Source organism: Parafrankia sp. EUN1f (assembly GCF_000177675.1).
GTDB lineage: Bacteria > Actinomycetota > Actinomycetes > Frankiales > Frankiaceae > Parafrankia.
Genome location: NZ_ADGX01000105.1, coordinates 15208 through 29994, shown reverse-complemented (window position 1 = coordinate 29994; position 14787 = coordinate 15208). Strand labels below are relative to the sequence as shown.

Here is a 14787-nt window from a genome sequence, read left to right as displayed (position 1 = left end):
TGGCGGCCGCCGCGCCGGCGCGCACCCCGGTGGTCCGGACCGCCGCCCCGGCCGCCCACGTCTCAGGCAACACCGTGGCAAGGCCGCCGGTGACTCCGCAGGCCGCGCCGCGAGTCACGCCGCCGGCACGCACAGGAGGTGGCGAGTAGCCCGTGGTATCCGAACGCAGCTATCGATTCGGGCCCCTGGAGCGCGGCGGGGTACTCCTCGGCATGCGCTGGCCCCAGCTGGCGCTCCTCATCGGCGTCATGCTGTCGGTGCTGGGCGCGCTGCGTTCGCCGTTGATACTCGTTCCCCTGTGGGTACTGCTGGCCGCGGGGTTCGCCTTCGTCGCGTTCGTCCGGGTGGAGGATCGTAACCTCGACCAGTGGGTGCCGATCATGTTCGGCTTCGCGATGCAGAAGGTGACGGGCGAGACGGTGTTCCGCGGAGGCTACTTCCGACTCGGTCCCACCGAGGACCGGATTTCCAGGACGGTCCTGCCGGGGCCGCTGTCGGGCCTGGTCATCCTGTCGTTCCCGGTGGGTGGCGGCCGGTACGTGGCCGTGGTCAAGGACGCGAAGAAGCAGACCTACACGGCGGTCCTGCAGGTGAAGGGCAGCCAGTTCGCCCTGCTCGAGTCCGGGGATCAGCAGGCCCGGGTCGACGCCTGGGGCGAGTTGCTCGCCGGCCTGACCGGTGGTGGCGGCAAGCTCTCCCGCATCCAGTGGCTGGAACGGACCCTGCCGGACTCCGGTGACCAGCTTCAGCGGCACTGGCGGGTCCGCGGCCACCACGACGACTCCTGGGCCGCGCAGGCCTACGAACAGGTCATCGACGCGGCCGGCCCGGTCGCGCAACGGCATGAGACCTACCTGTCCTTCCAGCTCCGGGCGAAGGACGCGCGCCGTGCCATCCAGCGGGCCGGTGGCGGCGACGAAGCGGCCTGCGCGGTGCTGCTCAGCGAGCTGCGGACGATGGAGGCCGCGCTGGCGCGGGCGTCGATCAACACCGTCGGCTGGCTTCCGCCCCGCGCGCTCGCCGCGGTCATCCGCACCACCTACGACCCCTACTCGATCGAGATGATCGACGCGCGGGGTGGCGCGAGCACCGACCTCGCCGGTGGTCTCAAGGGTCTGCCGTCGGGCATCAACCCGGCCATCGCCGGGCCCATCCGCACGGTGAACGCCTGGGATCACTACCGCACCGACTCGGGCTTCCACACCACCTACTGGATCAACGGCTGGCCCCGCGTCCCCTCCCCGGCGGCCTTCCTCGCACCGCTGCTGATGGAGACCACCTGTCGGCGTACCGTCTCGCTCGTGGTCGAACCGCTGCCTGGTCGCAAGGCGGAGAAGGCGGTGAACCGGCGTCGCATGGCGCACATCGGCGAACAGCAGATGCGTGACAAGGTCGGCAAGGTGACGACCCAGCGGGACGTCACCGAGGCCGACGAGGTCGAACGGCGCGAGCAGGAGCTGATCGCCGGTTTCGGCGCGTTCCGCTTCCACGGGTTCGTCACCGTCTCCGCGGACGACCTGGAGTCCCTCGCCGACGCCTGCGGTGAGGCGGAGACCCTGGCGTCGCGCAGCCGGCTGGAGATGGTGCGTCTCGTCGGCGAGCAGGACCAGGGCTTCAGCGTGGGTGCGCTGCCGCTCGCGGTGGGGGTGGCATGAGCTACGACCGCGGCGCCGCCGACCACGACCTCTACGGCGCCGGCGATGACCACGACGGCACCGGCTACGACGGCACCGGCTACGACGGCACCGGCGAGGACCCCGGCTACCAGGCCAGCGGGTACGTCGATCTCGGTGGCAGTCAGCGCAGCCGCCGCCGGCAGGCGAAGGCACAGGCGGCCCACGAGCGGCGGTCCCGGCGGGCCGAGCGGGCCGCGGCCAACGCGGAACGGGCCTCCATGCGCCGGGCCCAGTCGTCGCTGCGCCGCGGCGCCCAGCCACCGCGGCTACTCGGCCCCTTCGCCGGCCGCGCCTTCCACAAGCTGCGCCTGCCGGCACACATGGAGACCACGGCACAGATCGCCGGGATCTACCCGTTCGTGGTCGATTCCGGGCTCGACGCCCCGGGCATGTACATCGGCCGGCACGTGTGGTCAGGCAACTCCTTCGACTTCGACGTCTTCGAGCTGTACCGGCAGCAGGTGATCGAGAACCCGAACTTCGCGGTGTTCGGCGCCGTCGGCTCGCGCAAGTCCGCGCTGCTCAAGACGCTGATCTCCCGCGGTTCCGCGTTCGGCTACCAGGCCGCCGTCCCCTGTGATCCCAAGGGTGAGTACACCCGGTTGGCGCGCCGCCTCGGCTGCGAGCCGACCTACATCGGGCCGGGCCTGTCGACCAGGCTCAACCCCCTGGACGCCCCACCGCGCCCCCGGGGCATCGCGGACGCGGACTGGGCCCGGGAGGTGAAGCGAGCCCGCTCGGCGCTGCTGTCCTCGCTGATCGAGACGGCCAAGGGCGTGCCGCTGACACCGGCCGAGCACACCGCCGTCGACCTCGCGCTCGACGTCGTCACCCGGCAGATCACCGGTGCCGACCCGGACCGCTGGGCCACCCCGCTGCTCCCCCACGTGCTGGAGGCGATGACCGACCCGTCCGAGGAGGACTGCTCGGCCCTGCCGATGACCGCCATGGAGCTGCGTGACGCGTCCCGGGACGCGACCCTGACGCTGCGGCGGCTCACCCACGGTGCACTCGGTGGTCTCTTCGACGGCCCGACCACCTCGCCGCTGGACTTCGACAAGCCGATCGCCGTGCTGAACCTGGAGCGGGTCCAGGGCAGCGACGAGATGATCGCGCTGATCATGACCTGCGCGCAGGCCTGGATGGAAGCGGCGCTGATGCGCCAGGACGGCGTGCAGCGCTACGTCGTCTACGACGAGTGCTGGCGGCTGATGCGGTTCGCGGGGCTGGTCCGCCGGCTGTCCGCCCAGCAGAAGCTGGCGCGGCAGTGGGGCTGCGCGAACGCCATCGTGGCGCACCGCATCTCGGACCTGCTCTCGGCCTCCCCCGACTCGGTGGAGATCGCCAAGGGCCTGCTCGCCGAGACGGCGATCCGGATTCTCTACAAGCAGGCCTCGGACCAGATCGCCGACACCAAGGAGGCGCTCGGCCTCACGGACGTCGCCGCCGACCTGCTGCCTCGGCTGGACCCCGGCTACGCCCTCTGGCTGATCCAGCACCGTGCCTTCTACGTCGAGCACGTGGTCGGAGACCTGGAGATCCCGGTCGTGCTCAACGGCTCGAAGATGCACGGCGAGGTCGACGACACCAACCTCGTCCCCGACGATCTCGACCCCAGCGAGCTCGACCCGCCCGAGCTCAGCCCCCGGCTGACGTCCGAACCGCCCGGTGTGGCCTTCAGCGTGCCCACGCCGATGCCGGTGCCCGCGGCGGGTCAGCTGACCCACGCCTACCGCGACGAGCGGGGCCATGACCCTGCCGAGGAGGACGAGGAGAACCTCGTCGCGAGGGCGCACTGGGCAGCACCGCCCCTCGTGCGGGACGGCGTCCACCACATCCAGGTCGGCGACCCCCAGATCGTGGACGCGCCGCCCAACTAGGGACGGCGGCGAGGTCCGGGTGGCCGCGGCGAACAGCCAGGTCGGCGGCGGCCCTGGCACTCCGATGGTTACCCAGCTCGCGACCGACCCCATAGCGGTCCTGCCCGGACAGCGGTAGAAATGCGGCAGATGGTGCGAGGCGCGACGGGGCGGAGACACAGTGACGCGCAGCGGGCTGCCCGATTTCGACAACGGGGACAGCCGCGGTGACCGCGGTGACCGCGGCGACGGCGGCCAGGGCGCCGTCACCGCAGGGTTCGCCGGCGGCCCGGATCCGGAGCGTGTCGTCAGGGTCCGAGCCGTCGTACGACCCGACGACGACACACCGCCGGTCTCCGTCGTCGTCGCCGGCTACCTCGTGGCCTCTGGATTCGTCCTGACAGCAGAGGCGGTCACGCGGTTGGGCCCCGCGGTTTCGCTGTCCGTCGAGTTCGGTGTGGCCGAGGCGGTCGATGCGGCTGGGGCGGTGGCGGGCGGAGGCGCTCACGCCGAAACCGCGCCTTCCCCGAAGCGGCCCGGCCCATCGTCAACCCAGCTCGAAACCGACGCCGCTGTCGCACGCCGACAACTCGACGTGGCGCTGGATGCCGCGGAGGACTATGCCTCACAGGTGCAGGCGGCCGCCGGCGATTTCGCCACCGTTGTCGCGGAACTGTGCGACGGCTATTTCAGACGCTGGGAAGATGAGACCGCGACACTCGCCCGGAAAGTGCGAAGCCGGGTGAGAGAGCTGGTCTCGGACGAGCTGTCGGCCCCGGCTGACGACCCTGAGGTCCGCTCCATGGACCAGCGCATCCGCGAGGAGCAGTATGCGATCGGCTCCTCACTCGCAGCGAGCGAGCACGAGTGCGGCGAAATTTCGCTGGTTCCGGTAACCGAGATCGATCTGGTCGCTCGACGGTTCCGCGACGAGCTGACGGCGAGCCGCCGGATCGCGACCAGGGCACCCGCGCCAGACCGACCAGAACTCGGTGACGCCACCGGGGCCGGCGCTGCGGAACCCCGATACGAAGGTCTGGTCCGGCGGATCGCGGTGAGCGCCGCGGAACTGCGCGCCCGGGTGAGTGAGGTCGCCGACGGTACGTCCGATCGCGTGGACAGTAAGATCAAGGAGAGCGCTCCCTCTCGGCGCCTGATCGATCTGGTACACACGGTCGCTGATGACGTCGACACTCACCTCCTGAACAGCGCGGATGGCGCCGAGTCCGGTTCGCCGCCGCGGCGGTTCCCCACGGTCACCAGGGTTGCCGCCATTCGCGAACTGACCAGAACCGCAGCGGACGAAGACCGGCGTATCCGAGATGGGTTGGTCACCGCGAGGAGGGCGTTGGACGCTGCCCTCGCGGCGGCGGGCCGGGAGTTCGCCGCCGCCGTCCCGCTGGTCCTGCGCGACGAGGACCGGTCCGGCGGCTCCGCCGGTGCCAGGGTCGAGCCGTTGCCGCGGCCCCGGGCCGATGGCCGCCCGGAGCTCCCGCGCGGCGATGCCGAGCAGCCCCGCCCAGAGCCTTCGTCCGGCGACGTCGGCCAGCTCCCGGTCACGGCACGCGTCCGATGGGCCGACGAACGCTCCGGGCTGACGTTGCTGGAGCTGCTGGAACCCGGCCCGGATCGTCACGGCGAGGACCCGCCGTTCGTCGCCCTGCCTCCGCAACGGGTCGGTCGGGCGTTCTACGGGATCGCGCGGTCCTCTCACCGGCGGGTCGAAGGCAAGGTGACGGCGGTGCCGGGGCAGGACGGCTCTGCCAATGGCGGTCCGGGGGCAGCGGCGCCGCCCCGACTCCTGCTCGCGGTGGAGGCCTCATCCGAGGCTCCCGGCGCCGACGGCGGGCCCGACGGCGACGGTGACGGCGGTCGCGACACCTACGACGACTGGGCGTCCCTGCGTGGCGCCCCCGTGTTCGTCAACGGCGGGTACGCGGGAACAGTGGTCGATGCGTGGGGATCGGACTTCGCCCCCGGCGCTGGCTCGGGACGACCGAGGCGGCAACTGCTGGTCAGCCCGCCGTCAGCCGCGCTGGCAGTTCTCCGGCGGCTGTCGAGAGAACGCCGGGAGGGCCGCCGCGACGACGAACCCGGGGCCGGCGCCGAGAACGACGAGGCCTTCCACGGTCTGCTCGACGACCCGGACGACGTTCCCGAGATCAGATCTGTTGTGCTGGCCGAGCACATCGAGGTGATCAGGACAGAGGGGGTCGTCCGAGTCGAGCCGGCCTTCAGGCTGTTGCCGGACGACGACAACAGCCGTTCCAGCCCAGGCTCGCTGTTGGACTCGGCCCACGAAGTCGTCTCGTTCACGGGACGGGACGACGAACTCCGCCGGCTGGTCGAGTGGTGTCGGGAGGGGCAGAGCGCGATTGCCGCCCGCCTGGTTACCGGCCCGGGCGGGTCCGGGAAGTCCCGGCTGGCCGCCGAACTGTGCCGAAAGCTCGAGAACGCAGGCTGGTCGGCGGGCTTCGCCAGCCTGGGAGAGCCTTCACCCGGCCCCGGCGCGGGTTTCCGACCGGCAGGCGGCCCTCGTTCCGCGACACTCCCAGCGCTCATCGTCGTCGACGACGTCGACCTGAACGCCGAGCAGGCCGGGGAACTGCTCCGCAAGCTGACCCTCGACCGGTCAGGCAACCGTACCCGGTTGTTGCTGCTCGCCAGGCACCGGAAGTCCTGGTGGTGGCGGCGGTTCGCCACCAGCTCGGGCTCGGCCGCCGATCGCCTCCCGGGACTGGACGACTCGAACGACCTCGTGCTCGGCGAGATCCCGTTGGCATCCGACGCACGGCGGCAGTTGGCCAGCGACGCGAATGTGGCATACGGCGAGGTGCTGCCGAACCCCCGAGCTTCGTCGGCCGACGGCGTGGCCAACGACGTCCTGACCCACGTGCTGTCCAGCAGTGACCTCGGCCTCCCGCTGGTGCTCCAGGCGCGGATGTTGCTCGAACGTCATCCGGAGGCCAGGAGGCTGCCTCCCGACGCCGGCCGCGACCTCGTGCTGCGTGAGCTGCTGATGGTCGAACGCCAGCACTGGCGCCGGTCACTGAGGGATCACGTTGCCGACGGCCGGCCGAGCGGTCGCCACCCGCGGACCGCGGACCTGCACGAAGGTGCGACGACGCACGACGGAATGGCGAGCCTCGCCGTCGCCGTCACCACCCTGACCAGTCCGATCAGCAAGCGTGCGGCTGACGTACTGGTAGCTGCGGTTCCCTCGTTGGCCGAAGACGCGGCCGCGCCCGACCGCGCCGCGCTGACGGCCTGGCTGTGCGACCTCCACCCGCACGACGGCGGCGGCGTCGAACCACTGCGCCCCGACCTGCTGGCCGAGCAACTGCTCGCCGAGACCGCCGGTCAGACGCTCGTTAACAGCTGGCATGCCGAAGGCTCGGTCGTCGATCACCTGAAGGATCTCGCGGAAGGGATCATGGCCGTCCTGGCGCACGCCGCGACCGGGACGGGTGCCGGGACGGGTGCCGGGACGGGTGCCGGGACGGGTGCCGGGACCCCCGTTCTGACGCCGGACGAGGCTGAGGCTGCTGAGAACTGGATGTACGACGAGCTGCGGCGCTCGTTCCATCGCGACGCCGTGCGAAGCAGTATCGGGAGGCTGGTCGCCGAGGGCGCCGACGCACAGGGCTCCGGGGCCGGCTGGACCGGTGGCCAGCGATCGCGGCCGTCGGCTCGGAACAGTCAGGCCGAGGTCGAGTTGGCACTCCAAAAGCGCCTCGTGGCGGAGAAACGAGCCCGGCTCCGGCCGGAAGAGCCGACCTGTGTCCGCCGCTTGGCCCAGGAGCTGCACTATCTCGCCGACCTCGTCTTCGCCCGAGATCCTTCGGCGGCCGAGTCGTTGTACGACGAGGTCCTGGAGAAGTACGGGTCAGACGACGAGTTCACGCACGACCGGGCCGACGTCCAGATCAACCTGGCCAGGGTTCGGATGCGGTCCGAGCCGGCCGCGGCGCTTGCGCTGGCGAGCGAGGCTGTGGCCTGCTACGAGGAGCTTATTCCTTACAATCGGGAAGCCTACTTGCGGAAGCTCACCGAGGCGCGCGTCCTGGTGATGCGGGCGAAGGTCAACGAGGACCTCAGCGGCCGTCCGCGGTCCTCCTCACATCGCCGGTCTCCTACCTCCTGAAACGGGATTGTGCCTGATCAGGCCGAGCCGAGGTCCTTGGGTGGGCCGCCACCCGCCGCCGGCTCTTCGGGTGGCACATTCCCACCCGAGCCGCCCGAACCGTTCGGGCTGGGCGGGCCACTGAGCCTGCCACGCAACCCCGCCAGCGCAGGCCACGGTCTTCGGCTAGCCTTCTTGCGACGGGCAACAGCCTCGGTACGTGGTTCCGGGTCCATTTCCGCGGGCTGGCGGGGCCTGGGCGCGCCTTGGTGGTTTCCGTCATGCGGCCGGAACGGGTCCGCCTGGACCTCCTGCGCCAGCCGGCGTCGGATCTCTTCCGCGTGCACGGCGTCCACCTGGGAGTAGACCTCCCGAAGCCGCTCTGACCAGCGTTGCGCCCGATTCAGCGCCAGGTCGTGGTCGAGCTCGGCCAGGAACAGTGTCTTCTCGGCCTCGCGACCGACGATTTCCTCCCTGATCTTCCGCCGAAGCCCGGCATCGTGCAGAAGGATCGTCTCGTCGGCGGCGGCCGTCGTTTCGTACGCGCTCTCCTTCCCGAGTGCCATCAGGAACTTGATGAAAATCGGCAGGCATTCGATCAGCAACGCCAGCGCGGCGACGGCGCCATGGGCCACGAATCCCGAACCGCTGCTGGTTGTGATCTCATGGAGCGCATCGAGCCGTATCAGCATACCGTCGTTGTTGGTGTTCCGCACCCGGAACGCCGCCACGTTCTTGGTCTCGTCCGCCTCCAGGCGTTCTAGTTCTTTTTTGTCTTCTGTGGTGGTGATGCCCGCGGACTCACCACGGGTGCGGACACCGTCAGCGGTGATTGCCGCCGACCTGGCGCTGGCTATTTCGGCTATCTTGTCGGTACGATTGATGGTCAGTTGATTGATCTTTTCCTGGATCGAGTCCGCGGTGTCGCCTACTCCCTGGTCACCGGTACGCCCCACTCCGCCGATTTCGTCGGTGCGCTCGGTTTGGGCCGCGGTGAGCTGAGTCTCGATTGATCCCAGCTCTCCTTCCAACCGCGTGATGGTCGCCTGAAACACGCTGGCTTCGGGCGTCTGGCTCGTGGCCTCGACATCCTTCGCGAGGCGAGCTATCTCCGCTTTGAGGTCGGCGATGCGCATGCCCGTCGGGTCGGTACGCCGCTCCGCCAGGAACTCGGCCTCACGCGCGCTCTGGATCTCGGTCACCTTCGCACGTACCTCGTCGTCGAAAATCGTGAGGACGAGCGGGGTCGAGATCACAAAGCTGATCACGATGGCGAGGCCGAGGCGGGGGACCAGGTAGCCGACGTTCCGCCAGAACGTCTCCTGCCGGGGGAACGAGACCAGCCAACGGTCGAGGTTGGCGATGAACAGTCCCCAGCCGAATCCGAGCACGGCGCAGACCGGGAGGCTGGCGTCGAGGGCGATCCGCATCGCGAAAGCGAACGACAGCCCGGCGATGACCGAAGTCCCCAGAATGACGCCACCCGTGCCGACGTACTTCGGTCGGTCTCCTGGAAACCGGTCAAGCACCGACCCCTGGGCGCCGGCCAGGACGACGAGCAGGTCGGATATTCGCCGCCGGTCCCGAGGACCCGACGAGATCTCGCCAGCCATGTTCCCCCCGTGGCTGTTAGCTGCATCCGAGCAACCGCGTGCTCGGATGCCCCCGGCGGGTAGCGCGATACCCGGGCCGGTCTGGCACCCGGGAACGTCGGGAGCCGTTTCCGGAACCATACGGCTCGGCTTGCACACAGATGTCAGCCGCCGGAACTCGACGGGGTGTCATGCGCGGTCAGCGGCACGCCGGTGGGTAATTGGTGGCCACGTTGACGATCCGGAGGACTTCTCCGCGCAGCGTGCGGCTCGCCTTGCCCTCGTCCAGGCCGACGAGGTTGACCCAGGGCAGTTCGGCCAACGCGCCAGCCGGCGCACAGTCGGCGACTATGACAGTGAACACCCGGTCGGTTTGGCGGCGGGTCGCGTTAAGCACCGCACCCCACTCGGTGGCACCGTCGCCGTCCGGCCCGAGGTAGGCCGGAGACAACACCGCGACCACCCACGCCGACCGTGGCACATCCTGCTTCGTCCGGTCGACCATTCCCGAGACCGGGGGGGCATCCGCATCGGGAAGACAGACGGTGGGAGGTACGCGAGATGCGTCGCCCAACTGTGCGAGTTCGCCGGCGATCCATGTCGCCCAGGCCCGGTCTGCCTCGTTCCTCGTCACATAGCTGACGAAGAATCCGTACTCCTCCGCTGTGGCGTCGCGCGGCTCGGGACGACCAGCCGTACGTGCGGGAGCGGCCGGGCTGGGTAACGGCACAGCATCAACCGGTGGCACTCGCTCGGCCGATGTGTCGCCGATGTCCGGGAACAGGCGCGGCTCAAAAGCCGGGTTGGCGGGCCATTCGTCATGAGCCGCGGCCAGGAGCCGCGCCCGGCCGTCCCTGAGTATTCCCTTCTCCAGGAGATCGTTGATCATCTCCCAGTACGTTTTGGCATCGACCCGGTTGAATTCCGGCAGCCTGTCCTTCGGGAAGCCGGCCTTCTTGAGGAAGTTCCGAGCTGCATCCTGGCTTTCGTAAACATTGACGAAAGCCTTGAGTTCCGCCTCGGTGAACCCCCTGAACATCCCAGCTCCCCGAACCGAGTCGGCACGGTGTGTCCGTCGTGCCCGCTACAGAAGACGGTGATCGTACCGGTTGGCACTGCGTCCATGGCAGAGGAACAAGCCTGCCGACGGCCGCCGACCATGTGAGTCCGTCGACCCGACCTGCGCCAGGATCTCGGACGCGCTATCTGCGCAGCATCCCTCGCAGCCGCGATCGGGTGGGCCAGGCCTGCGGCCCGGCGACCTCGTACCCCGGCAGGACCCGCTGCGCCACGTCGACGAGCAGCGCGACGTCGATCGGGCGCAGCACCACGCCGGCGGCCAGGATGTAGTCCGCGACCCCGGCCACGGGCAACAGCAGGACACCATCGACCAGCGCGAGGCCGTCCGGCACCTCCGCCCGCGCGAACGCGACGACCGACTGTGCCTCGAGCTGCCAGCCGGCGGGCAGCTCGGCGACGAGCTGGCTGGTGGCCTCCTCGCCCATCCACGCGACCAGACCGAGCATGGCACGCAGCGGAACCTTGCCGGCCCACACACCCGCCGGGTTCTGCCTGATCGGACCGCCGTGGGTGTCGGTCTCGATCACCCAGGCGCCGGACGGGCCGATGACCAGGTGGTCGATGTTGCCCGCGGAGTCCGCGAGCTGCCGGTCGTGGAGCACGGTGTAGCCGGCGCGGCCGAGCCGGTCCAGGGAGCGGGCGGTGCGGCGCTCGGCCTCGGCGTCCAACCGCCAGGCCTCGATCTCCGGTGGAACGCGGTAGTAGCGGATGGCGAACGCACCGAGGACCACGAGCGCGCCGAGCACCGCGGCCTGCGCCACCCGTGCGGCCGGTAACCCGCCTAGACCGCAGAGAAACCCTGCGAGCGCACCCGCGCCGGCAGCGCCGACAGCCGCCACGACGGCCACACGTCGTGATCTGTCGCCGCGCTCCGCCGCGTACAGCTGCCGTCGACGCTGGTACTCGGCCATGGCTGACCGGCCAGCCGGCACGCGATCATGAGTGTCCGCGGTCACCACCTCCTGTCAGCTCGGTACCGCCGCCGCGCTTCGGGGGACCGCAGGTGGGTACCGCGAGTCTGCCGCGATCCGGTCACCGGGCGCTACCAGCAATCTTCATCGTGAGGATCACACTTCCATCGAAAACGCGACCGCAACAGCCCGGAAGCGTGGAATAACCGAAAGAACTACCGAAGATGTACATGCCCCCGCCTGGGAAGTGGTGGCTGCCCCCACGCCTTGTGTCAGGTGGAGAGTGCCAGGTGGAGACAGCCCACAACCCACGGCGCTGCGCCCGCTACCCGACGAGGGGTAGCCGAGCCGCCGCTGTGGGGAGAACGCCCTCACGATAGGCGCCTGTCGACGTGGCCGAGGCGCAGGGGAGAGGAGCCGCTCGATGCCACCTCGCGTGACACCTGAGGCTTCTGGACGCAGGCAAACGAGTCGGACCAGCCCAAACGGCCCGACCGGTCAGCCCGAGACGACCGACGAGGCGGCCCGCATAAAGATCACATCCGCATCTGCTTCCTCCGATGAGTCCGCCGCGGCGGAGCTGCGGTCGTTCGACGACCTCGTCGAACTCGCCACCCACGACGTCACCAGCACCGATGCCAGAACCAGCACCGATGCCAGAACCAGCGCCGATGCGAGAACCGAGGGCCCGGCCGGGTCCGGAGCAGGAGCAGGAGCAGGAGCGGGAGCCTCGGCCGGAGAAGGAGCCGCCGAAGCCGCCGGACGGGCGGACACGCGCCGGGTCGGCATCGAGCTCGAGTGGCTCGTCGTCGACGTCGCACGTCCCTCCCGCTCTGTCCCGCCGGACGAGACGGCCGCAGCCCTCGTCGAGGCGCTCGGAACCACCGGGGCGCTCCGAACCACCGGGGCGCTCGGAACCGCAGGGGCATCCGTCCGGTCGGCCCTTCCGGGGCCGGGGCCGGGGCCAGGGCCGGGCGCCGGACCGCCGGCCCCGCCGACCTCGCCCTCACTGCCCTCGCTGCCCGGCGGCAGCCGGCTCACCTTCGAACCGGGCGGGCAGCTCGAGCTGTCCGGTCCGCCACTCCCCCTGGCGGACGCCGTCGCCGCGATGCGCGGTGACCTCACACTCGTCCGCGGCGCGCTCGCCCGCCACGGCCTCGGTCTGGCCGGCCTCGGGGTGGACCCGCTGCGGCCGCCGCGCCGCCACACGGCGGCCTCCCGATATGTAGCGATGGAGGAGCATTTCCGCGCCGTCGGCGGTGAGGCCGGGCTGACGATGATGTGCTCCACCGCGTCCGTCCAGGTCAACCTGGACAGCGGTGCCGACGTGGCGCAGACCGTCGAGCGTTTCCGGCTCGCCCACGCCCTGGAGCCGGTGCTGATCGCGATGTTCGCCGCGTCGCCGATGCCGGCCGACCAGCCGATTGCCTGGCAGTCCGGCCGGCAGGAGGTCTGGGCCAGGATCGACCCGAGCCGCACCGGCCCCGTCCTGCCCGACCCGACGGTGCCGCCGACCGACTGGAACCCGCGCGGCGGAACCGACCATCTGGCCTGGCTGTGGGCGCGCTACCTGCGCGACGCCCACCTCATGATGATCGCGGGGGACGACGGCGAGTATCAGGCCGTCGGGCACCGGGCGACCTTCGGCGACTGGCTGGCGGGCGGGCGGGCGGCGCCGAGCACCCGCCGGCCGACGCGCCAGGACCTCGGCTGGCATGCGACGACCCTCTTCCCGCCGGTCCGTCCACGCGGCTGGCTGGAGCTGCGCTACCTGGACGCACAGCCGTCGGAGCTGTGGCCGGTCCCGGTGGCCGTCGCGTCGGTCCTGTTCGACGATCCGCTCGCGGCCCGCGAGGCCCTCGCGGCCAGTGTGGCGGTCGCCGGCCGGGCCCGGCTGGCGGCCCGGCTGGGGCTGCGGGACCCGGCGCTGCACCGCGCGGCGGTGCGGTGCGTCGACCTCGCCGTGGAGGCGCTGACTCGTGCCGGCGGTGATCCGGAGCTGCGCCTCGCCGTCGAGGCCTTCGCGGATCGCTACACCCGGCGGCGACGCTCGCCGGCCGATGATCTGAGCCTGCGCCTCGCCGCCCGCGGGCCGGCGGAGCTGCTACGCGAGGAGGCGTCCCAGTGCGTCCTGGTCCCCTGACCGCGGCGGCGGTGGCCGGCGAGCTCGACGCCGCCCGGCGCCGCTCGCTCACCTACACCGACCTCACCGACGACGATCTGCTGCGCCAGCACTCCCCCCTGATGTCGCCGCTGGTGTGGGACCTCGCCCACGTCGGCAACTACGAGGAGATCTGGCTGCTGCGCGCGCTGACCGAGGCCAGGGAGCTGCACACCGGGCTGGACGACGTCTACGACGCGTTCCGGCACAAGCGGGCCACCCGGACGTCCCTGCCGCTGCTCGGCCCGAACGAGGCCCGTGGCTACCTGCGGGACGTCCGCGCCCGGGTACTGGACGTCCTCGCCGCGCTGGAGCCCGATCTGCTGCTGCCGCGTCCCGGCGCCGAGGCAGGGGCGAGGGTGGGGGCGGAGCCGGTTCCGCGGAACCGGCTGCTGGCTGACTCGTTCGTGTACGGCATGGTCATCCAGCACGAGCACCAGCACGACGAGACGATGCTCGCCACGCTGCAGCTACGCACGGGGCCGCCCGTCCTGGCGGACCCCGTGGACGCAGACCGCCCGGACGGCGAACTGGCCGGCACCTCGGCGCGGGCGGCGGGCGACGCGGAGGAGGTCCTCGTCCCGGCCGGCGAGTTCACCATGGGGACGTCGACCGAACCGTGGGCCTACGACAACGAACGGCCCGCGCACACCGTCCACCTGCCCGCCTTCCACATCGGCCGGTTCCCGGTCACGAACCGGGCGCAGATGGAGTTCATCGCCGACGGCGGCTATGACGATGAGCGGCTCTGGTCGGCCGACGGCTGGGCCTGGCGCTGCGAGGAGGACCTGAGCGCGCCGCTGTTCTGGTCCCGCGACGGCGATGTGTGGACGCGACAGCGTTTCGGGCGGGTCGAGCCCGTCCCACCGGACGAGCCGGTGCAGCATGTGTGCTGGTACGAGGCCGAGGCGCACGCCCGCTGGGCCGGGCGGCGGCTGCCCACGGAGGCCGAGTGGGAGAAGGCCTGCGCGCACGACCCTGTCACCGGGCGTTCACGGCGGTATCCATGGGGCGACACCGACCCGACGTCCGAGCTTGCGAACCTGGGGCACGGGCGGGCCAGGCCCGCACCGGTCGGTAGCCGGCCGGCCGGGGCCAGCCCGTGCGGAGCCGAACAGATGATCGGGGACGTATGGGAGTGGACCGCGAGCGGATTCACTCCGTATCCCGGATTCGCCTCGTTCCCGTATCGGGAGTACAGCGAGGTCTTCTATCCTCAGGGCGGCGAGTCCGCCCGTTATCGGGTGTTGCGTGGCGGTTCCTGGGCGACCCACCCCAGTGCGGTCCGGTCCACCTTCCGCAACTGGGACTTTCCGATCCGCAGGCAGATCTTCGCCGGGTTCCGGCTCGCGCGCGACGCCGGGCCATCCTGAGGAAGGGAGCAC

The 14787-nt window shown here is 70.8% G+C and carries 8 protein-coding genes; 5 read left to right on the top strand and 3 right to left on the bottom strand.

Features of this window, described 5'->3' with window-relative positions; all coding sequences use genetic code 11:
* Positions 1 to 152 precede the first annotated feature (152 nt).
* From FREUN1FDRAFT_RS26225 to FREUN1FDRAFT_RS26215, 3 genes are all read left to right on the top strand, one after another.
* On the top strand, positions 153 to 1655 hold the full coding sequence (locus FREUN1FDRAFT_RS26225; protein WP_006543286.1) for a PrgI family protein: 1503 nt from the start codon (positions 153 to 155) through the stop codon (positions 1653 to 1655).
* A complete protein-coding gene (locus FREUN1FDRAFT_RS26220) occupies positions 1652 to 3556 on the top strand; it encodes a hypothetical protein (RefSeq protein WP_006543285.1) in 1905 nt (634 codons plus the stop codon). The genes FREUN1FDRAFT_RS26225 and FREUN1FDRAFT_RS26220 overlap by 4 nt, the downstream gene beginning before the upstream one ends.
* 160 nt (positions 3557 to 3716) lie before the next feature.
* Entirely contained in the window at positions 3717 to 7679 is a 3963-nt protein-coding gene (locus tag FREUN1FDRAFT_RS26215) for an ATP-binding protein (RefSeq protein ID WP_006543283.1), read from the top strand.
* 17 nt (positions 7680 to 7696) lie between these two features.
* On the opposite strand, the gene FREUN1FDRAFT_RS26210 is transcribed toward FREUN1FDRAFT_RS26215, so the two are convergent.
* From FREUN1FDRAFT_RS26210 to FREUN1FDRAFT_RS26200, 3 genes are all read right to left on the bottom strand, one after another.
* On the bottom strand, positions 7697 to 9187 hold the full coding sequence (locus tag FREUN1FDRAFT_RS26210; protein ID WP_198144496.1) for a DUF4407 domain-containing protein: 1491 nt from the start codon (positions 9185 to 9187) through the stop codon (positions 7697 to 7699).
* Positions 9188 to 9449: 262 nt separating this feature from the next.
* A complete protein-coding gene (locus FREUN1FDRAFT_RS26205) occupies positions 9450 to 10289 on the bottom strand; it encodes a toll/interleukin-1 receptor domain-containing protein (RefSeq protein WP_006543281.1) in 840 nt (279 codons plus the stop codon).
* A 163-nt stretch (positions 10290 to 10452) separates the two neighbouring features.
* On the bottom strand, positions 10453 to 11241 hold the full coding sequence (locus FREUN1FDRAFT_RS26200) for a nuclease-related domain-containing protein (RefSeq protein ID WP_006543280.1): 789 nt from the start codon (positions 11239 to 11241) through the stop codon (positions 10453 to 10455).
* A 424-nt stretch (positions 11242 to 11665) separates the two neighbouring features.
* On the opposite strand from FREUN1FDRAFT_RS26200, the gene egtA reads away from it, so the two are divergent.
* Together egtA and egtB are read left to right on the top strand one after the other, a co-directional pair.
* Entirely contained in the window at positions 11666 to 13384 is a 1719-nt protein-coding gene (gene egtA, locus FREUN1FDRAFT_RS26195) for an ergothioneine biosynthesis glutamate--cysteine ligase EgtA (protein ID WP_006543279.1), read from the top strand.
* Positions 13366 to 14775: an ergothioneine biosynthesis protein EgtB gene (gene egtB, locus FREUN1FDRAFT_RS26190; protein WP_006543278.1), complete on the top strand. Its 1410-nt coding sequence runs from the start codon at positions 13366 to 13368 to the stop codon at positions 14773 to 14775. Before egtA ends, egtB begins: the two co-directional genes overlap by 19 nt.
* Positions 14776 to 14787 lie beyond the last annotated feature (12 nt).